Source organism: Peribacillus sp. NJ4, assembly GCF_030348345.1.
Lineage (GTDB): Bacteria > Bacillota > Bacilli > Bacillales > DSM-1321 > Peribacillus.
The window spans coordinates 299,402-318,892 of sequence record NZ_JAUCFQ010000001.1; the positions used below are offsets into that span (position 1 = coordinate 299,402).

A 19,491-nucleotide genomic window follows, 5' to 3' on the forward strand; every position below is an offset into this window, starting at 1 on the left:
ACGGATACGGATATAGCAATAGAAGGAATGACAAAAACGGTACATAATGTGGTCGCTGCAGTAAAAGATATTACTGAGCTTGTTGACCATCGAATCGAAAGTGTAGAATCAAGGCAGTCCCAAGAAGTGGTTGCCATTGCAGAAGAAATCTCTGCTGGAGCGGAAGAAGTAACGGCTAGGAAAGCGAACAAGCAATTGTCGTGGAAAAAGTCGAAAAATCGGCTATTGATCTTAAAGTGCTAGCGGAAAGTTGAACAGGACGATTACACGCTTTCACACTTGGCATTTTTTCAGCAGGAAACCTGAGTTGGTTTCCTGCTTCTTTGAGGTCAGAAAAAGGCTGGCCATCCTTTATCTTTTCATAATTTTGTGACACAATAAAATCAAATAAAAGTTAGAGGAGGATTTTGATGAAAGTTGCGATTGCTTCGGATCATGGTGGTATACATATCCGTGAAGAAATAAAGAATTTAATGAATGAGTTACAGATTCCATTTGAAGATTTTGGCTGTGAATGCAGTACTTCAGTGGATTATCCTGATTATGCCTTGCCGGTTGCTGAAAAAGTGGCACAGGGTGAGTTCGATCGGGGTATTTTAATCTGTGGCACTGGAATTGGAATGAGCATTGCAGCCAATAAGGTCAAAGGGATACGATGTGCATTGGTTCATGATGTCTATAGTGCGAAATTGACCCGTCAGCATAATGATACCAATATGTTAGCGATGGGTGAACGTGTCATTGGCCCGGGTCTTGCCAGGGAAATTGCACAAACATGGCTGACTTCGGAATTTGAAGGCGGGCGTCATCAAAACAGGATCGGTAAGATAGCGGAGTATGAAGGTAAACACAGCTAATCGTTAAGGTTTTGGAAAAAAGGATCTAGAGAGATCTCCCTTTTCTTCCGATAGCAAGTTTTCTTATTGAAAGGATGCGTTTTCATGACAAGTGATGCTACATTTTCAAATGAGCTTGAGATATGGGAAAACCAGTTTCGGAAACTATTATTTGAGTTTCAAGAAGAGGCAGCTTTAAAAGAGAAACAGCTACTGGTAATCGGTTGCAGTACAAGTGAAGTGATTGGAAAACGGATCGGTACTGAAGGGACCCTCGACGTTGCGGGGATGATTTTTTCCGTAGTGAACGATTTTCAAGAAAAAACGGGTGTTCAGGTTGCATACCAATGTTGTGAGCATCTAAATAGGGCATTGGTTTTGCAAAGGGAAATCGCGGTTCGAAACAATTATGAAGAAGTTTCGGTTGTACCTGTCAGAACAGCTGGGGGATCGATGGCGACGTTCGCCTATCAACAATGGAAAGATGCTGTCGTCGTTGAGCGCATTAAAGCGGACGCAGGGATAGACATTGGGGACACCTTCATTGGCATGCATTTGAAGCATGTGGCGGTTCCAGTTCGATCTGCAATTAAAGAAATAGGACATGCACATGTGACCATGGCAAAAACCCGCCCGAAACTAATTGGCGGGGAGCGGGCCGTTTATCAGGACATCCCTGAAAACAAGAGTTGTATTTAATGGATGAGACAGCATTTCTCGGATGGGGAATGCTGTTTTCTAATTGAATGTGGGCAAAATCGTAAAGATCAAGTAGGGTTCACAAAAAAAACTTTATTTTGTGGTGCTAATAGAATGGTGATTTTACTCATTAAATATAGGGTTAAAGAGCTATTTAACATGTTTTAGATGTTAAATACGAACATTTTTAAATGAAAAAACATTTAATGTTCGATAAAAATAGACTATCGCTTCTAAATTAGACATGTTAAAATGGAGTAGAATTTTCTAATAATTATTGGTAAGGCTTTTTCATGCTTTCCTGAAGGCATGTTGCACATAAAAACTAAAAAGCGAATCACGCACAATTTGAGGAGGAATTACGGAATGAATCGTTTAGCAAAGCAAGATGAGCAAGTGTTTAACGCAATTCAGCTGGAATTAGGGCGTCAAAGAAGTAAAATTGAGCTTATTGCTTCTGAAAACTTCGTGAGTGAAGCTGTCATGGAAGCTCAAGGGTCGGTCCTGACTAATAAGTATGCAGAAGGATACCCTGGAAAACGTTACTATGGCGGATGTGAGTATGTCGACATCGTTGAAGATCTTGCACGTGAGCGTGCGAAAGAAATTTTCGGCGGAGAGTATGTGAACGTACAGCCTCACTCTGGAGCTCAAGCCAATATGGCCGTTTACTTTACAGTACTTCAAACTGGCGACACAGTGCTTGGGATGAACCTTTCACATGGAGGTCACTTAACACACGGAAGTCCAGTTAACTTCAGTGGTGTTAACTACAATTTTGTTGAATATGGTGTCGACGAAAAGGATCACCGTATCGATTACAATGATGTATTGGAAAAAGCGCGTCAGCACAAACCGAAATTGATCGTAGCGGGTGCAAGTGCATATCCACGGGAAATTGATTTCAAGCGATTCCGTGAAATTGCAGATGAAGTCGGTGCTTATTTAATGGTCGATATGGCTCATATCGCAGGTTTAGTTGCGGCTGGATTACATCAAAGCCCAATTCCTTATGCTGACTTTGTAACGACAACCACTCATAAAACACTTCGCGGACCACGCGGGGGAATGATCATCTGTAAAGAAGAATTCGGTAAGAAGATCGATAAATCCATCTTCCCTGGAATTCAAGGCGGTCCATTGATGCATGTAATATCCGCTAAGGCTGTTGCATTCGGAGAAGCGCTTCAAGATGAATTTAAAGTGTATGCACAACAAATCATCGACAATGCTAAACGCTTGGGCGAAGGTTTAAAGAAAGAAGGATTCACCCTAGTTTCTGATGGAACGGACAATCACTTGATTCTTCTTGATGTGCGCTCTACTGGATTAACGGGAAAAATCGCTGAACATGTTTTGGACGAAATCGGTATTACTGTTAACAAAAATGCGATTCCATATGATCCGGAAAAACCATTCGTTACGAGTGGTATTCGTATTGGGACTGCGGCAGTGACATCACGTGGCTTCGGATTGGAAGACATGGATGAAATAGCTGCAATCATCGGACTTGTTTTGAAAAATAATGAAGACGCTGCTAAGCTTGAAGAAGCAAAACAGCGTGTTGAATCATTATCGAACAAATTTGAATTATATCCTTCATTGTAATATCGGAGCCGCTCCCTTTTAAAGGGGGCGGTTTTTTTGCACCTTATAGAGGTCAGTATGTTAGAAGAGTCCGAATAGTGAAAATAGGTCTGACATCTAAACCTTTATTGAAGATTGAAACGTTTTTCTGTAAAATAGGTTGAAGTGAATTTTAAAAGGACACGAAAAATTTTTCTATTCGATTAGGGAAATCATAAAAAAGCGCAAAACTAAGCAATGGAATTGGAGAGATGCTAAATGGGAAAAGTTTATGTTTTCGATCACCCGTTAATTCAACACAAATTAGCCTATATACGTGATATAAATACAGGAACAAAAGAATTCCGCGAACTAGTGGATGAAGTTGCATCATTGATGGCATTTGAAATCACAAGGGATATGCCGCTTGAAGAAGTGGAAATCCAAACACCTGTAAGCACAGCGAAAGTGAAAATGCTTTCTGGTAAAAAAGTGGGGATCGTCCCGATTTTACGTGCAGGCATAGGGATGGTGGACGGAATCATTAAGCTGATTCCTGCTGCAAAGGTCGGACATGTTGGTCTTTACCGTGATCCCGAAACATTGAAACCGGTTGAATATTATGCGAAAATGCCAAGTGATTTGGCAGAAAGAGAATGCATTGTCGTTGACCCGATGTTAGCAACTGGCGGTTCAGCCATCGAAGCGATCAATTCTATTAAAAAGCGCGGTGCAGTCAATATTAAATTCATGTGCTTGATTGCAGCTCCAGAAGGTGTGGAAGCATTGAAAGAAGCCCATCCTGATGTTGATATTTATATTGCAGGACTTGACGAAAAACTGAATGAACATGGTTATATCGTTCCAGGTCTGGGAGACGCAGGAGATCGTTTATTCGGCACAAAATAAGGAAAGAAACTGAGGTGTCACGAATGAACAAACCGATAAAGGTCATGACAATTTTCGGGACGAGACCAGAAGCTGTCAAAATGGCTCCTTTAGTACTCGAATTTCAAAAACACCCAGAATATTTCAAGCCGATCGTTGCTGTTACGGCTCAGCATCGACAAATGTTAGATCAAGTTCTCGAATTATTTTCCATTCAGCCAGATTATGATTTGAACATAATGAAAGAAAGGCAAACGCTTGCTGATATTACAACAAGAGCGTTAAATGGTCTTGATTCAGTAATGAAGGAAGCCAAGCCTGATATTGTTCTTGTCCACGGTGATACAACCACAACGTTTGTCGCAAGTCTGGCTGCTTTTTATAATCAGATCGTCATTGGACATGTAGAAGCGGGGCTGCGCACATGGAATAAGTATTCCCCCTATCCGGAAGAGATGAATCGGCAGCTTACCGGTACGATGGCGGATTTGCATTTTGCGCCGACTTCAAAAGCAGAAGAGAATCTGCTGAACGAAAACAAGAGAGACAGTATCTTCGTGACGGGAAATACGGCAACCGATGCTTTGAAAACAACTGTACGGTCCACGTATTCCCACCCGGTGTTAAAAGGACTAGGGGAAGACAGGCTCATTTTACTAACCGCCCATCGCAGAGAAAATCTAGGGGAACCAATGAGGAATATCTTCAGGGCCGTCAAGAGAATCATTGCTGAACATGATGACGTTCAAGTGGTTTATCCTGTCCATTTAAATCCTGTTGTTCAAGAGCTGGCAAACGAAATTCTCGGGGACGATCCGCGGGTTCATTTAATCGAACCGCTGGACGTATTGGATTTCCACAACTTCGCTTCTAAAGCCTATCTGATTTTGACTGATTCTGGAGGAATTCAAGAAGAGGCACCGTCACTAGGTGTACCTGTTCTTGTTTTAAGGGATACGACTGAACGCCCAGAGGGGATTGCAGCCGGAACCTTAAGGTTGGCGGGTACTGATGAAAAAACCATATTTAATATGGCACATGAATTGCTCACCAATAAAGGGGAGCATGAAAAGATGTCCAAGGCTTCAAATCCATATGGGGACGGAAATGCTTCGGCCCGTATAGCTGAAGCCATCCGTTACTATTTTAAGCAAGTAAATGTACCACCAACTAGATTTGAATCATAAAAAGGAAAAGCCATGCGGCTTTTCCTTTTTTATTTTGCATACTCCAAGGTTGTTGAGAAAAGATAACTGCTAAGGGGATGATTATATTGGGAAAGAAAACGTTCATATTGTTTGTTTTCCTTTTTATATGTATTTATTCAAATGAAAAGGGATTGGCATCTGTCATTCTGCCTCCTTTACCAAAACTATCTGAATCTAAGGAAGTAACGGCTGTTGTCATGATGGATAAGGCGTTTCAGCAAAAAAAGATCAAAGAGCTGCTTGAAAAATACCCATCCCTTCAATTAAGGAATGTTTATTCGGTTGCCCTGAATGGATTTTCCTTACATGGAAAAATAAATGAAATAGAACAACTCAAAAAGGAGAATGAAATTCAGGCAGTAACGGAAGTATCCATGTATCATGCCGTGTTGGATGAAAGTGTCCCATACATAGGAGGAGGCAGGGTGAGGGGTTTTTTCGATAAGGAGAATCACCGAATCACTGGGAAAGGGGTAAAAGTGGGAATTATCGATACTGGGATCGATTATACACATCCAGATTTACAACGTGCTTATAAAGGAGGGCAGGATCTGGTTGATGGTGATGAAGATCCGATGGAAACCAAAAATCAAGGCGAGCTGGATACAATACACGGAACTCATGTGGCAGGTATCATTGCGGCCAATGGAAAAATGAAAGGCGTCGCACCAGAAGCGGAGATATATGCATATCGAGCTTTAGGACCAGGTGGAGCAGGGGATACAGAGCAAGTCCTGACGGCTATTGAGTCAGCTATGAAGGATAAGGTGGATGTATTGAACCTCTCTCTTGGGAATAACGTCAATGGCCCTGATTTACCTATCTCTCTTGCATTGAATAAGGCTGTGGAAAGCGGCATCGTTGCCGTGACATCAAACGGGAATTCCGGTCCGGCTGTATGGACTGTCGGCTCCCCTGGAACAGCAGAAAAAGCGATTTCCGTTGGAGCGTCGACCCCACCATTAAGGGTTCCCTATATGGTCTACGGACTTGGTTCGAAAAAGTATCAATCTCATTTAACCTTGTTTCAAGGCTCTGAGAAATGGAAGCTGACATTTACTGAGGATGTCATATACGGGGGACTGGGAAATGAAGAAGACCTGAAGCATGTTCGGGATAAGATTGTGTTGATGGAGCGCGGCACACTTACCTTCCAGCAAAAAATATCCAATGCGGAAAAGGCAGGTGCAAAAGGGGTAATTGTTTATAATAATACGAGCGGGACCTTTACTGGAAGCTTGGAAAAAGAAATGAACATCCCTGCTGCTTCTATTAGTAGAAGAGATGGATTGCGACTTAAGCGAATCATGGAGCAAGAGCACAGCAAAACCGTTAATTTTATTTATAAGAACGAGCAAGATAGACTCGCTGATTTTAGCTCTAGGGGGCCGGTAACCGTATCATGGGGAATAAAGCCTGACGTATTGGCACCAGGGGTGGAAATTGAAAGCACCATTCCTAAAGGATATATGTCCCTGGATGGAACAAGTATGTCAGCACCGCATGTTGCAGGAGCATGCGCCTTAATCCTGCAAAAACACCCGGAATGGACTCCTGATCAAGTGAAATCTGCATTGATGAGCACTTCCAAGCCATTGAGGAAGTCTGCTAATCAGTTGTATCACACATATGAACAGGGGGCTGGACGCATCCAGATCGACGAAGCATTAAAAGTGGACACTCTCTTGAATCCAAGCTCATTGTCGTTTGGGATGTATACCAAAAAAGAAGGAATTGAAGAGCATCATGAAACGATAATCATTGAAAATACCGGAAAGGAAAGGAGGAAGTACTCTTTTATGGTCCCATTAAAAGAGACGGGCCTCACTTGGGAATTGCCGAAATCCCTTACTTTGAATCCGCGGGAAAAGAAAAAGATTAAAGTGGGACTGCAGGTCAACCCAGCCAGGCTGAAAAAGGGGGTCTTTGATGGATACCTTCTTATAATGGAAGGAACCAAAAAAATATCCCTTCCTTATTTATATGTAAAGGAAGAGCCGGATTATCCAAGGGTAATGGGTTTTGATTTCGGTCAAGGAGACCAGGTAGGCACATACCGATACGAAATGTACCTTCCCCGGGGGGCTGAAGAATTCGGGATTGCCCTTTATGAGGAAGACAGCTTGAAATTCGTTGGTTATTTGGATTGGTCGAGACCGGCACCTTCCGGTTTGATCAAAAAAGATGTATTGAAAAAGAACCTGCCGCCTAAAGGAGTGTATAAAGCGATAATCTTTGCGAGAAGAGACGGAAGGGAAGATCGGATAGAAAAGACGTTACTTATTGAGTGAACACAGGACAATATGTAAAATAAAATGGATGTCAATAGTATTAAAAAGATAATTTGTGAACAATTCGTTAATAATTACAAACCTGTGACAAATTTCACTAACCACTCATTGACAATGATTCTAGCCTATTGTATGCTAACAAAGGATGTAAAATGAGAGGGTTTTCAGTAGCCCTGCATGCAGATTTTTACAGCATGAAATGTCTTCTATCCTCCACCAAATTCAACCGCGAGGATGCAACTTGCGTCAAATAATTGCCTTCTAAAAATGGCTATGACTTTGATGTCAGCGATTCTTTCTCAAATAGTCGGATCAGTTTTGTTCGGTATCTTCTCTTTGGAAAGATGACTTGTCAGAACCTAAGATTCGAACCGCTGCTATTAGTAATTGGCCTTCTTTGTGGACTTGCTAGGTTTACAAGCAATGCTTCATTCAGTACGAAAATATTTCTCAGGAGATTAAATGAAAAATGCCAGAAATGAAAATCATGTTCAACAGGCAGAGTAAATATATAATTTTTCTTCTGGCGGTTTATGTTGTTGGATGGGGACTTACGAGTTATCAAGCCGTTTTTGCTGGGCTTATACTGGGTACGAGTTTGAGTTTATACAATTTATGGCTGATCAATCAGAAAATGAAAAAGTTCAGTCAGGCGCTCGATGAAGGAAAGAAAACAAAATCTCTTGGGACAATGACTCGAATGGCATCCGCAGGTCTAGCGGTACTCATTGCATTGGAATTTCCGGAGCATTTTCATCTGATAAGTGTTGTATGGGGATTGATGACAGCTTATATTGTCATTTTTATAGATTTTTTCATCCAATTAATACGTCGATAGCGGGGAAGAGAGGTGAATATAGTTGAATCATGGAGCACCCTTACACGATTTTATGGGTCTGACCTTTAACTTGAGTAACGTCCTAATGATAACAGTTGCTAGTCTAGTTGTGTTCATACTTGCTGTGCTTGGCACACGTAAGCTTGCAATGAAGCCAACTGGCATGCAGAATTTCATGGAATGGATTATGGATTTCGTTAAGGGTATTATTAATAGTAACATGGACTGGAGAACAGGTGGTCAGTTTCAACTGCTTGGTATGACTTTGCTAATGTACATTTTTGTGTCCAATATGCTAGGTCTTCCGTTTGCAATTAGTTACGATGGTGTGCTTTGGTGGAAATCACCAACAGCCGACCCAGTTATCACATTGACTCTTGCAGTCATGGTTTTAGGTTTAACGCATTACTATGCAATAAAAATGAAAGGCGCCAAGGGTTACTTTAAAGCTTATAAAAACCCAATGACTCTTGTGGAGGAATTTACAAACTCCTTGACACTTGGTCTGCGTCTATATGGTAACATTTATGCTGGTGAAGTTTTGCTGAGTTTATTAGCGGGATCGCTAGCATTTAGTGGAGCTGCCGGATTTATTGGTGCAATTGTGCCTACATTAGTATGGCAAGGCTATAGTATTTTCGTCGGTAGTATCCAAGCGTTTATCTTTGTCACGTTAACAATGGTTTATCTGTCTCATAAAGTCAGTGACGACCATTAATTATAAGTTCATTTAGAACTAAAAAAATAATAAATTTTGATACAATCTAAGGAGGATATTTATAATGACAGGTTCAGTAGGTCTTCTTGCAGCAGCAATTGCAATTGGTTTAGCAGCACTAGGTGCAGGTATTGGTAATGGTCTTATCGTTTCAAGAACAGTAGAAGGTATCGCTCGTCAACCAGAAGCTCGCGGTATGCTTCAAACAACAATGTTCATCGGTGTAGGTTTAGTTGAGGCGATGCCTATCATCGCGGTAGTAATTGCGTTTATGGTATATGGTGGTTAATAGAACCTTCAAAAAGTTCAAAAATGGCGAAGTTCGTTCCATGTGAACCTTCGCCTTTCCTTTATGTCCACAATCCTGTTTTTATACAGTTTAAGAGCATAGTTTTCTAAAGTTCATATGAATGAACGCTTTAAGAAGTGAAACTCGTGAAGGGAGTGAACCAAGCGTGTTAACAAGCAGCTTTGTACTTGGGTCAACGTCTCATGGCTTTAATGGCGGAGACATGTTATACCAATTAGTAATGTTTATCATTTTGTTAGCGTTGCTGAAGAAATTTGCATGGGGTCCTCTAATGGGCATCATGACTCAACGTGAAGAACATGTTGCAAATGAAATTCAAGCAGCGGAAGCTAGCAGACAAGAAGCACTTAAATATTTAGAAGAACAACGTGAAATCGTAAAACAATCTCGCACTGAAGCGGGACAACTTATAGAAAACGCAAAACTTCAAGGTGAAGCACAGCGTGAAGAGATCGTGAATCAAGCACGTCTTGAAGCTGACCGCGTCAAAGAATCAGCTAAGCGTGAAATCGTACAGGAAAAAGAAAAAGCCATTACGGCATTACGCGAGCAAGTGGCATCTTTATCCGTACTTATTGCTTCTAAAGTAATAGAAAAAGAACTATCCGAAGCAGATCAAGAGCAATTGATTAATGACTACATTCAAGAGGCAGGAGAAGGGAAATGAGCGATATAACAGTAGCAAAGCGTTATGCCGTTGCCCTTTTCCAAATTGCGAAAGAGCAAAATCTCATTAACCAACTTGAAGAAGAGCTTCGCATAGTGAATGAAGTTTTCACAAATGATAATGAGCTATTAAGCTTCCTGGCTCATCCTAAAATGACTAAAGATGCAAAAGGCGCTTTGATTGCAAATGCTTTTGCAAGCCTTTCTTCTTCCGTTCAAAACACTGTGATGTTAATGGTGGAACGTCATCGTACAGATGATGTGACAGCAATGGCACAAGAGTTCATCGAACTTGCGAATGAAGAAAACTCAGTAGCTGATGCAACGGTCTATACAGTTCGTCCATTGACTGAAACGGAAGTGGAAGCTGTGTCTACATCTTTTGCTGCAAAAATCGGCAAAAGAAATTTACGCATTACTAATATTACGGATAGCAATATCCTTGGCGGCATCAAACTACAAATCGGTAACCGCATATATGACGGGACGATTAGCGGTAAGCTAGATCGCCTTAGCAAACAACTATTAGGTTAATATTCACAGATAGGGGTGAAATTCATGAGCATCAAAGCTGAAGAAATCAGTGCGCTGATTAAAAAGCAGATTGAAAACTATCAGTCGGAAATTAAAGTAAGTGATGTTGGTACGGTTATCACTGTTGGTGATGGTATCGCACGCGTTCATGGTTTAGATAATGCAATGTCTGGGGAGCTCTTAGAATTTTCCAATGGTTCAATGGGATTAGCACAAAACCTTGAGCAAAATAACGTGGGTGTTGTTATTCTTGGACCATTCAGAGACATTAAAGAAGGCAGTGAAGTTCGCCGTACTGGCAGAATCATGGAAGTGCCAGTTGGAGAAGAATTAATCGGACGTGTCGTGAATCCGCTTGGACAACCATTAGATGGTCTTGGCCCGATCGCTACGACAAAAACTCGTCCAATCGAAAGCCCTGCAACAGGTGTAATGGACCGTAAATCAGTTCATGAACCTTTACAAACAGGTATTAAAGCAATCGATGCATTAGTTCCAATCGGTCGTGGACAACGTGAGTTAATCATTGGTGACCGTCAAACTGGTAAAACATCAGTTGCGATCGATACAATCCTTAACCAAGCTGACCAAGATATGATCTGTATCTATGTTGCTATCGGTCAAAAAGAATCAACGGTTCGTGGAACAGTTGAAACACTACGTAAAAATGGTGCTTTGGATTACACAATCGTTGTATCTGCATCAGCTTCTCAACCAGCACCACTTTTATACCTGGCTCCATACGCTGGTGTGACAATGGGTGAAGAGTTCATGTTCGCTGGCAAGCACGTTCTTGTGGTTTATGATGATCTTTCTAAACAAGCATCTGCATACCGTGAACTTTCCTTGCTACTTCGCCGTCCTCCAGGTCGTGAAGCATTCCCAGGGGATGTATTCTACTTGCACTCCCGTTTACTTGAGCGTGCAGCAAAATTGAATGACACTTTAGGTGCCGGTTCAATCACTGCGCTTCCATTTGTTGAAACACAAGCAGGCGACATCTCTGCTTACATCCCAACAAACGTCATTTCCATCACTGATGGACAAATCTTCTTGCAATCCGATTTGTTCTTCTCAGGTGTACGTCCTGCGATTAACGCTGGTCTTTCCGTATCACGTGTAGGTGGATCTGCACAAATTAAAGCGATGAAGAAAGTTGCCGGTACATTACGTCTTGACTTGGCTTCATACCGTGAATTGGAAGCATTCTCTCAATTCGGTTCTGATCTGGATGCTGCAACACAAGCAAAACTTAACCGTGGTGCTCGTACAGTTGAAGTGCTTAAGCAAGATCTAAACAAACCGATCAAAGTAGAAAAACAAGTCATGATTTTCTATGCATTGACTAAAGGTCATTTAGATGATATTCCAGTATCGGATATCCTTCGTTTTGAAGAAGAATACTATGTGTTCCTAGATCGTTCTCATCCGGAATTATTAGATCACATTCGCACAACAAAAGGTCTTCCTGAAGACGCTGCTATCGTTGCTGCAATTAACGAATTCAAAAAGAACTTCGTTATTTCTGAATAATAAGGTCTAACTAATTTATAAAGGGTGGTGAGAATGAATGGCCTCTTTACGCGATATTAAGTCTCGGATTACTTCAACGAAAAAGACGAGTCAAATTACAAAAGCGATGCAGATGGTATCTGCTTCTAAAATGAACCGTGCAGAAGCTAATGCTAAAGCATATGTTCCATATATGGAAAAAATTCAAGAAGTGGTATCTAGTATTGCGAACGGAAGCACGGATGCATCTCATCCAATGCTTACTTCACGTCCCGTTAAGAAAACCGGTTACTTGGTAATCACATCGGACCGTGGATTGGCTGGGGCTTACAATAGTAGCATCCTTCGCCACGTTCATAAAACTATTCTTGAACGCCATAAATCCAATGATGAGTTCGTCATTATCGCAATCGGAAGGGTTGGCCGTGATTTCTTTGTCAGCCGTAACATGCACGTAGAGCTTGAAGTAATCGGGGTTCCTGATCAGCCGTCTTTCGCTGACATTAGCTCCCTTGCAAAATCGACAGTGAATTTATATCTGAATGAGCTGTGTGATGAGCTTTATATGTACTATAACCATTATGTCAGCCCAATCCAGCAGGATGTAACGGAAAAGCAAGTCCTTCCGTTAGCTGACTTTAATACTTCCAATGCAACATTGACTTCTTATGAATTTGAACCGAATGCAGAAGAAATTCTTGAGGTATTACTGCCTCAGTACGCAGAAAGTTTGATTTATGGTGCTTTGTTAGATGGTAAAGCAAGTGAGCACTCTGCACGTATGACTGCAATGAAAAATGCGACCGATAATGCAAAAGAGTTGATTGACTCACTTTCATTACAATATAACCGTGCACGTCAGGCAGCGATCACTCAAGAAATTACAGAGATTGTCGGCGGTGCAGCAGCTTTAGAATAAAATCATTAAAGGGGCGGTCGGCCCGGACGATATGCTGGCCGTTCCATAAACTTGATAGTCGTTATAAGCAACGTTAGGAGGGAAAACGATGAATATAGGACGCGTTACTCAAGTTATGGGTCCGGTTGTTGACGTGAAATTCGAAGACGGACAACTTCCTAAGATCTATAACGCGTTAAGAATCGAAAATACAGCGTCTGGTACAGGACTAACTCTTGAAGTGGCCCTTCAACTAGGTGATAATACAGTTCGTACTGTAGCAATGTCTTCCACTGATGGTTTAACTCGTGGTGCAGAGACTGTTGATACAGGAGCTCCAATTTCAGTACCTGTAGGTGAAGTTACTCTAGGTCGCGTTTTCAACGTATTAGGGGAAAACATTGACCTATTTGAACCACTTACAGCAGAGGTGCGTCGTGATCCAATTCACAGACAAGCACCAACATTCGAGGAATTATCAACATCAGTTGAAATTCTTGAAACGGGTATTAAAGTAGTAGATTTACTTGCACCTTACATCAAAGGTGGTAAGATCGGTCTCTTCGGTGGAGCCGGTGTTGGTAAAACTGTACTTATTCAAGAACTTATTAATAACATCGCACAAGAGCACGGCGGTATCTCGGTATTCGCTGGTGTAGGTGAGCGTACTCGTGAAGGGAATGACCTTTTCTACGAGATGACTGATTCTGGTGTTATTAAGAAAACGGCGATGGTATTCGGACAAATGAACGAGCCACCAGGTGCACGTATGCGTGTTGCCCTAAGCGGTTTGACAATGGCTGAATATTTCCGTGACGAACAAGGACAAGACGTTCTTTTCTTCATCGATAACATTTTCCGTTTCACACAAGCAGGTTCTGAGGTTTCTGCCCTATTAGGCCGTATGCCTTCAGCGGTAGGTTACCAACCAACGCTTGCTACTGAAATGGGTCAATTACAAGAACGTATCACTTCAACAAATAAAGGTTCTGTTACATCCATTCAAGCGATCTATGTACCTGCCGATGACTATACGGATCCGGCTCCAGCTACAACTTTCGCTCACTTGGATGCAACAACTAACCTTGAGCGTAAACTTTCTGAAATGGGTATTTACCCAGCAGTTGATCCATTGGCGTCTTCTTCTCGTGCCCTTAGCCCAGAAGTAGTTGGGGCTGAGCACTATAAAGTGGCTCGTCAAGTGCAATCGACTTTACAGAAATATAAAGAACTTCAAGATATTATTGCCATCTTGGGTATGGATGAATTAAGCGAAGACGAAAAAGTAATCGTTGCCCGTGCTCGTAGAATTCAAAACTTCTTGTCGCAGAACTTCCACGTGGCTGAACAATTCACTGGTCAAAAAGGATCTTATGTACCAGTTAAAGAAACAGTCCAAGGATTCAAAGATATCCTAGCTGGAAAATATGACGACCTTCCTGAAGATGCTTTCCGTCTAGTTGGTCGCATTGAAGAAGTTATTGCCAAAGCAAAAGAAATGGCTTAATTAAAGGGACCTAGGAGGGAATGAAATGAAGACCATTAAAGTCAATGTTGTTACTCCCGATGGCCCAGTATATGATGCAGAAGTTGAAATGGTAAGCACTAAAGCTAAAAGCGGTGAGCTGGGAATCATGGCTGGACACGTTCCAACTGTAGCCCCACTTACCATTGGTGCTGTCCGTCTTAAAAATGGAAGCAACACAGACTATGTAGCTGTAAATGGTGGCTTCTTAGAAGTTCGCCCTGATGTGGTAACCATTTTAGCTCAATCTGCTGAAAGAGCTGAAACTATCGATCTTGCACGTGCTCAAGCAGCAAAAGCTCGTGCTGAACAAAGATTGCAGAACAATGATGGATCAAATGATGACAAAAGAGCTAATTTAGCGCTTAAACGTGCCATCAACCGGATCCAAATTGCAGAAATGCGATAACTTTAAATGATGAAAACACCTGATCTAGCCATTCCTGGTAAGATCAGGTGTTTTTTTTAATGGTTTTTCAAGCTATTTATCATTTAATAGCGAAATTTGGAAAAAAATGTTGTGCATTCGAAAAAAAAATCGAATTATAGGATAAAGTATTTTCCATATTAAACCTTCACTCATCGACATGCGATTATCCTGATGATATAATGTATACGCTTACATTAATTGCTTCATACCTCCTCCTGTCACGTTGCTTCTAAAAGAATGTCACCCTGCATAATATTTAAAACGGTATCCACCAAAAAAGAAGACAAGCAAATTTTAAATGCATCCATTTAACATGATTTATCCATAAAGGGAGATGAACATGGGACAGCTGCATATTTACCAAAATAATTATTTAATTGTATTTGTTTTTCTTTGTCTCGGCATTTTATTACCTGTGGTCGCATTATTTCTTGGTAGACTGCTAAGGCCTTATAAACCGACTGATATGAAATATACGACTTATGAAAGTGGAATCGAGCCTTTTCAGGATTCAAGGGTTCAATTCAATGTCAGGTATTATCTATTCGGACTGATGTTCGTCATATTTGACGTAGAAACTGTTTTTCTTTATCCATGGGCGGTTGCCTACGATGAACTAGGGCTGTTTGCTCTGATCGAAATGTTATTTTTTGTTCTTATCCTTATGCTAGGGCTAATATACGCTTGGAAAAAGAAGGTGTTGAAGTGGAATTGAAGTTAGATGAACTTACCCCTAAAGAAATGGAAGAAATGCGTCATAATATTTTTTTATCCACACTTGAACAAATAAAAGGCTGGGCTAGAAGTAACTCACTCTGGCCGATGACTTTCGGATTAGCATGTTGTGCAATTGAAATGATGGGCGTAGGCTCCTCTCATTATGATTTGGACCGGTTTGGTTCGTTTTTTCGGACATCACCCAGACAATCGGATGTCATGATTGTCTCAGGAACGGTAACGAAAAAAATGGCTCCAATAATTAGTAGATTATACGAACAAATGCCGGAACCGAAATGGGTTATTGCAATGGGATCCTGTGCAACTGCAGGAGGGCCTTATGTTCACTCCTACTCGGTGGTCAAAGGAGTAGATCAAATAGTACCTGTCGATGTATATATACCGGGGTGTCCCCCAAACCCAGCAGCACTTATTTATGGAATCAATAAATTAAAAGAAAAAATCCGTTACGAGGCGAAAACCGGAAAGCGGGTGATATAGATGAGTGAAAAGCAAGACTTAGCGAAACAAAAGGCAGCGGCAGCGGCCAAGGCGAAGGCTGTAGCACTGGCTCGAAAACAGGCGAAAGAAAAAGGGACGGAGAATCCGGAAGGAGAAACCGATTTAGCGAAGCAAAAGGCAGCGGCAGCGGCCAAAGCGAAGGCGGCAGCATTGGCCCGAAAACAGGCGAGAGAGGAAGGGACGGAGAATCCGGAAGGAGAAACCGATTTAGCGAAGCAAAAGGCAGCGGCAGCGGCCAAGGCGAAGGCAGCAGCACTGGCCCGAAAACAGGCGAAAGAGGAAGGGACGGAAAAACCGGAAGGAGAAATGGACGTAGCGAAGCAAAAGGCAGCAGCAGCGGCCAAAGCGAAGGCGGCAGCATTGGCCCGAAAACAGGCGAAAGAGGAAGGGACGGAAAAACCGGAAGGAGAAATGGACGTAGCGAAGCAAAAGGCAGCGGCAGCGGCCAAAGCGAAGGCGGCAGCACTGGCCCGAAAACAGGCGAAAGAGGAAGGGACGGAAAAACCGGAAGGAGAAATGGACGTAGCGAAGCAAAAGGCAGCGGCAGCGGCCAAAGCGAAGGCGGCAGCATTGGCCCGAAAGGAATCAAGGGATAATGGTGATGATCTTGAAACTGCGAAGGCAAAGGCTATTGCAGCGGCCAAGGCGAAAGCCGCTGCTGTTGCGAAGGCCAGGACTGCTGTAAAGGAAAGCAAGGAAGTTATCACCCCAGATGATCTTTCTCCAAACCAGTCCAAACTCGATCAAATTGTTCATGCTATTGAAAGGCATGTAGGGCAAGAGGCATTAATAGACCACTATATTAATAGACTATCAAAAGATGTACCCACTTTAGTGGCTAATCCGGATACATATTTCTCAATAGCAAAATTTCTGCGGTATGATGAACAGCTTAACTTTTCGTATTTATCGGAACTTCATGGAACGGATTTTGAATCCCATATGGAAATTTATGTACATTTGCATTCATTCAATATGAACCAATCGGTTGCCTTAAAGGTGAAGCTGGATAGGGATTCTCCCGTTATTCCATCATTAGCTCCATTATGGCCAGGTGCAAATTGGCCGGAATGTGAGGCTTACGATTTATTAGGTATTAATTTTCAAGAACATCCTGACTTAAAGCGGATTTTACTTGGTGATGATTGGAAAGGGTATCCCCTTAGAAAAGATTATCAGCCTTATGATGTGGAGGTGTAAGCCCAATGTTAAGGACCGAAGAAATGCTTCTCAATGTCGGGCCGCAGCATCCGAGTACACATGGTGTTTTTCGGCTTGTCATCAAGATTGACGGTGAAATTATAAAAGAGGCTACCCCTGTCATTGGGTATCTGCATCGCGGTACTGAAAAACTAGCGGAAAATCTGCAATATACACAAATAATTCCATATACCGATCGACTCGATTATCTAGCCGCAATGACAAATAATTATGTGCTTTGCCATGCTGTTGAAACAATGATGGGGGTGGAAATCCCCGAAAGGGCAGAATATTTGCGCGTAATTGCCATGGAATTGGGCAGAGTCGCAAGCCACCTTGTCTGGTGGGGTACTTACTTGCTTGATATAGGTGCGACGAGCCCTTTCCTATACGCTTTTCGAGAACGTGAAATGATCGTTAACTTATTGACTGAATTGTCAGGAGCACGTCTTACATTCAATTATATGCGTGTCGGAGGTGTGAAATGGGATGCTCCTGATGACTGGATTGCGAAGGTGGCCGAGTTTGTCCCTTATATGAGGGAGCAGCTTGCCGGTTACCATGAGTTAGTAACAGGGAATGAAATCTTTGTTAACCGGGTTAGAGGGGTGGGCATCTATACGAAAGAAGAGGCATTGCAGTATTCGCTTAGCGGTGCCAACTTAAGGTGTACAGGCGTGAAATGGGATTTACGGAAAAATGAACCATATTCCATTTACGACAGGTTCACCTTTGATGTTCCTACAAGGGAAGAGGGTGATGCCTTTTCACGCTATCACTGTAGAATGGAAGAAATCGAAGAATCACTGAAAATCATTGAGCAGGCGGTTGAGCAATTTCCAGAAGGGCCGGTTCTTGCTAAGGTCCCAAAAATAATAAAGGTTCCTAAGGGTGAAGCATTTGTCCGAATTGAATCACCAAGAGGGGAAATCGGCTGTTATATCGCGAGTGAAGGGAAAAAGGAGCCATATCGTTTGAAATTTCGCAGACCTTCATTTTATAATCTGCAAATTCTTCCGAAATTATTGGAAGGGGAAAATATGGCAAACTTGATAACGATATTAGGTGCAATCGATATCGTTCTAGGGGAGGTGGATGGATAAATGATCAAGGATTTGCTCCAATCCACTCCTAGCCTACTGAATTTTGGCATTTTTTTTGGTTTGGCAGTCCTGCTGCTATTCGTTGTATTAGGGTTCGTAACCTATGGAATCCTTTCGGAGCGAAAAATCATGGGGTTTATGCAGATGCGTGTCGGTCCCAACCAAATTGGGGGGAAATGGGGTCTCTTGCAGACCGTTGCCGATGTTTTGAAACTTCTGATCAAGGAAGATACGATACCAAAAAAAGCCGATAAGCCGCTATATATATTAGCTCCAGTGATTGCTTTTGCACCGGCTTTCATGGTCCTTGCCACCTTGCCGTTCACCGATGCCTTCCAATTTGCTGATATAGGTGTTGGATTGCTATATTATATTGCCATTTCCGGCATATCGACCATCGGCATCGTCACTGCGGGTTGGGCATCCAATAATAAATATTCTTTGATTGGCGGAATGAGGGCAGCCGCGCAAATGATATCTTATGAAATCCCGTTGGTGATGTCACTAGTGGGAATCGTCCTCTTAACAGGCAGTTTAAACTTGAATGAAATAGTTGCAGCCCAGGAGAAGGTTTGGTTCATTTTTCTTCAGCCGATTGCGTTTATCGTGTTTTTTATTGCATCGGTTGCCGAGTTGAACAGGGTTCCTTTTGACCTGCCGGAAGCGGAATCCGAACTTGTTGCAGGCTATCATGTTGAATACTCTGGATTTCGCTGGGCCTTCTTTATGTTATCCGAATATGTGTATATGTTTGCAATGGCCACGCTAACCACTGTATTATTTTTAGGAGGATGGAATTCTATTCCGTTTTTGGATTTTATTCCGGCAGCCATCTGGTTCGGTCTCAAGTTTAGTGTTGTTTTCTATGTATTGGTCTGGATCCGGGTGACTTTTCCTCGAATAAGGGCAGATCAATTGATGGAGTTCGGATGGAAAGTGCTGCTTCCGGTTGCATTGGCAAATATATTTTTGACGGCACTTATAAAAGAATTAATTAACCTTTTTTAAAAACTTAAGCGGGTCAGAAAGC

The 19,491-nt window shown here is 42.1% G+C and carries 21 protein-coding genes; all 21 read left to right on the forward strand.

The genetic code is table 11. From position 1 onward, the window contains the following. Positions 1–27 precede the first annotated feature (27 nt). The 21 genes from QUF94_RS01510 (at position 28) to nuoH (ending at position 19,469) form a co-directional block, all read left to right on the forward strand. Positions 28–243, forward strand: coding sequence for a hypothetical protein (locus QUF94_RS01510; RefSeq protein WP_289314306.1), 216 nt, complete (start codon positions 28–30; stop codon positions 241–243). Between the two features lie 167 nt (positions 244–410). After that, a complete protein-coding gene (gene rpiB / locus QUF94_RS01515; protein WP_289314307.1) occupies positions 411–857 on the forward strand; it encodes a ribose 5-phosphate isomerase B in 447 nt (148 codons plus the stop codon). An 84-nt stretch (positions 858–941) separates the two neighbouring features. Then, on the forward strand, positions 942–1,535 hold the full coding sequence (locus QUF94_RS01520) for a TIGR01440 family protein (protein ID WP_289314308.1): 594 nt from the start codon (positions 942–944) through the stop codon (positions 1,533–1,535). A gap of 366 nt (positions 1,536–1,901) precedes the next feature. Continuing rightward, on the forward strand, positions 1,902–3,143 hold the full coding sequence (locus tag QUF94_RS01525; RefSeq protein ID WP_144549282.1) for a serine hydroxymethyltransferase: 1,242 nt from the start codon (positions 1,902–1,904) through the stop codon (positions 3,141–3,143). Positions 3,144–3,380: 237 nt separating this feature from the next. Continuing rightward, positions 3,381–4,010 (forward strand): uracil phosphoribosyltransferase, encoded by a 630-nt coding sequence (gene upp / locus QUF94_RS01530; protein WP_289314309.1) that lies wholly within the window; start codon positions 3,381–3,383, stop codon positions 4,008–4,010. Between the two features lie 23 nt (positions 4,011–4,033). Then, positions 4,034–5,176, forward strand: a complete 1,143-nt coding sequence (wecB, locus tag QUF94_RS01535; RefSeq protein WP_289314310.1) for a non-hydrolyzing UDP-N-acetylglucosamine 2-epimerase — start codon at positions 4,034–4,036, stop codon at positions 5,174–5,176. Between the two features lie 86 nt (positions 5,177–5,262). Beyond that, on the forward strand, positions 5,263–7,488 hold the full coding sequence (locus QUF94_RS01540) for a S8 family serine peptidase (RefSeq protein WP_289314311.1): 2,226 nt from the start codon (positions 5,263–5,265) through the stop codon (positions 7,486–7,488). A 469-nt stretch (positions 7,489–7,957) separates the two neighbouring features. Beyond that, positions 7,958–8,326 (forward strand): ATP synthase subunit I, encoded by a 369-nt coding sequence (locus tag QUF94_RS01545; protein WP_048685860.1) that lies wholly within the window; start codon positions 7,958–7,960, stop codon positions 8,324–8,326. Between the two features lie 22 nt (positions 8,327–8,348). Further along, complete coding sequence (gene atpB / locus QUF94_RS01550) at positions 8,349–9,044, forward strand: F0F1 ATP synthase subunit A (protein ID WP_241589629.1); 696 nt, start codon at positions 8,349–8,351, stop codon at positions 9,042–9,044. A gap of 64 nt (positions 9,045–9,108) precedes the next feature. Next, positions 9,109–9,333, forward strand: a complete 225-nt coding sequence (gene atpE / locus QUF94_RS01555) for a F0F1 ATP synthase subunit C (protein ID WP_048685857.1) — start codon at positions 9,109–9,111, stop codon at positions 9,331–9,333. Between the two features lie 166 nt (positions 9,334–9,499). Next, a complete protein-coding gene (atpF, locus tag QUF94_RS01560; protein WP_289318259.1) occupies positions 9,500–10,021 on the forward strand; it encodes a F0F1 ATP synthase subunit B in 522 nt (173 codons plus the stop codon). Next, positions 10,018–10,554 carry a F0F1 ATP synthase subunit delta gene (locus QUF94_RS01565; RefSeq protein WP_289314312.1) on the forward strand — a complete coding sequence of 179 codons (537 nt, stop codon included), beginning with the start codon at positions 10,018–10,020 and terminating at the stop codon, positions 10,552–10,554. Before atpF ends, QUF94_RS01565 begins: the two co-directional genes overlap by 4 nt. Before the next feature lie 24 nt (positions 10,555–10,578). Continuing rightward, a complete protein-coding gene (atpA, locus tag QUF94_RS01570) occupies positions 10,579–12,087 on the forward strand; it encodes a F0F1 ATP synthase subunit alpha (protein ID WP_048685849.1) in 1,509 nt (502 codons plus the stop codon). Between the two features lie 37 nt (positions 12,088–12,124). Then, positions 12,125–12,985 carry a F0F1 ATP synthase subunit gamma gene (locus QUF94_RS01575; protein WP_101223833.1) on the forward strand — a complete coding sequence of 287 codons (861 nt, stop codon included), beginning with the start codon at positions 12,125–12,127 and terminating at the stop codon, positions 12,983–12,985. Positions 12,986–13,073: 88 nt separating this feature from the next. Next, positions 13,074–14,471, forward strand: coding sequence for a F0F1 ATP synthase subunit beta (atpD, locus tag QUF94_RS01580; RefSeq protein ID WP_289314313.1), 1,398 nt, complete (start codon positions 13,074–13,076; stop codon positions 14,469–14,471). 25 nt (positions 14,472–14,496) lie between these two features. Next, positions 14,497–14,898 (forward strand): F0F1 ATP synthase subunit epsilon, encoded by a 402-nt coding sequence (locus QUF94_RS01585; protein ID WP_289314314.1) that lies wholly within the window; start codon positions 14,497–14,499, stop codon positions 14,896–14,898. A 361-nt stretch (positions 14,899–15,259) separates the two neighbouring features. Next, positions 15,260–15,634: an NADH-quinone oxidoreductase subunit A gene (locus tag QUF94_RS01590; RefSeq protein WP_289318260.1), complete on the forward strand. Its 375-nt coding sequence runs from the start codon at positions 15,260–15,262 to the stop codon at positions 15,632–15,634. 26 nt (positions 15,635–15,660) lie between these two features. Further along, positions 15,661–16,137 (forward strand): NuoB/complex I 20 kDa subunit family protein, encoded by a 477-nt coding sequence (locus tag QUF94_RS01595; protein WP_289318261.1) that lies wholly within the window; start codon positions 15,661–15,663, stop codon positions 16,135–16,137. Continuing rightward, positions 16,138–17,358 carry an NADH-quinone oxidoreductase subunit C gene (locus tag QUF94_RS01600; RefSeq protein WP_289314315.1) on the forward strand — a complete coding sequence of 407 codons (1,221 nt, stop codon included), beginning with the start codon at positions 16,138–16,140 and terminating at the stop codon, positions 17,356–17,358. It abuts the gene before it with no gap. A 5-nt stretch (positions 17,359–17,363) separates the two neighbouring features. After that, positions 17,364–18,461 carry an NADH-quinone oxidoreductase subunit D gene (locus tag QUF94_RS01605; protein ID WP_289314316.1) on the forward strand — a complete coding sequence of 366 codons (1,098 nt, stop codon included), beginning with the start codon at positions 17,364–17,366 and terminating at the stop codon, positions 18,459–18,461. Then, on the forward strand, positions 18,462–19,469 hold the full coding sequence (nuoH, locus tag QUF94_RS01610; protein WP_289314317.1) for an NADH-quinone oxidoreductase subunit NuoH: 1,008 nt from the start codon (positions 18,462–18,464) through the stop codon (positions 19,467–19,469). The last annotated feature ends 22 nt before the right edge of the window (positions 19,470–19,491 follow it).

What these genes read in the sequence shown, in the direction of transcription:
- QUF94_RS01565 (WP_289314312.1), top strand. Translation starts at nt 10,018, where the DNA reads ATGAGCGATATAACAGTAGCAAAGCGTTATGCCGTTGCCCTTTTCCAA.
- QUF94_RS01590 (WP_289318260.1), top strand. Translation starts at nt 15,260, where the DNA reads ATGGGACAGCTGCATATTTACCAAAATAATTATTTAATTGTATTTGTT.
- nuoH (WP_289314317.1), top strand. Translation starts at nt 18,462, where the DNA reads ATGATCAAGGATTTGCTCCAATCCACTCCTAGCCTACTGAATTTTGGC.
- upp (WP_289314309.1), top strand. Translation starts at nt 3,381, where the DNA reads ATGGGAAAAGTTTATGTTTTCGATCACCCGTTAATTCAACACAAATTA.
- atpA (WP_048685849.1), top strand. Translation starts at nt 10,579, where the DNA reads ATGAGCATCAAAGCTGAAGAAATCAGTGCGCTGATTAAAAAGCAGATT.
- rpiB (WP_289314307.1), top strand. Translation starts at nt 411, where the DNA reads ATGAAAGTTGCGATTGCTTCGGATCATGGTGGTATACATATCCGTGAA.
- QUF94_RS01595 (WP_289318261.1), top strand. Translation starts at nt 15,661, where the DNA reads ATGGAAGAAATGCGTCATAATATTTTTTTATCCACACTTGAACAAATA.
- atpE (WP_048685857.1), top strand. Translation starts at nt 9,109, where the DNA reads ATGACAGGTTCAGTAGGTCTTCTTGCAGCAGCAATTGCAATTGGTTTA.
- wecB (WP_289314310.1), top strand. Translation starts at nt 4,034, where the DNA reads ATGAACAAACCGATAAAGGTCATGACAATTTTCGGGACGAGACCAGAA.
- QUF94_RS01520 (WP_289314308.1), top strand. Translation starts at nt 942, where the DNA reads ATGACAAGTGATGCTACATTTTCAAATGAGCTTGAGATATGGGAAAAC.
- atpD (WP_289314313.1), top strand. Translation starts at nt 13,074, where the DNA reads ATGAATATAGGACGCGTTACTCAAGTTATGGGTCCGGTTGTTGACGTG.
- QUF94_RS01600 (WP_289314315.1), top strand. Translation starts at nt 16,138, where the DNA reads ATGAGTGAAAAGCAAGACTTAGCGAAACAAAAGGCAGCGGCAGCGGCC.
- QUF94_RS01605 (WP_289314316.1), top strand. Translation starts at nt 17,364, where the DNA reads ATGTTAAGGACCGAAGAAATGCTTCTCAATGTCGGGCCGCAGCATCCG.
- QUF94_RS01545 (WP_048685860.1), top strand. Translation starts at nt 7,958, where the DNA reads ATGCCAGAAATGAAAATCATGTTCAACAGGCAGAGTAAATATATAATT.
- QUF94_RS01575 (WP_101223833.1), top strand. Translation starts at nt 12,125, where the DNA reads ATGGCCTCTTTACGCGATATTAAGTCTCGGATTACTTCAACGAAAAAG.
- QUF94_RS01510 (WP_289314306.1), top strand. Translation starts at nt 28, where the DNA reads ATGACAAAAACGGTACATAATGTGGTCGCTGCAGTAAAAGATATTACT.
- QUF94_RS01525 (WP_144549282.1), top strand. Translation starts at nt 1,902, where the DNA reads ATGAATCGTTTAGCAAAGCAAGATGAGCAAGTGTTTAACGCAATTCAG.
- QUF94_RS01585 (WP_289314314.1), top strand. Translation starts at nt 14,497, where the DNA reads ATGAAGACCATTAAAGTCAATGTTGTTACTCCCGATGGCCCAGTATAT.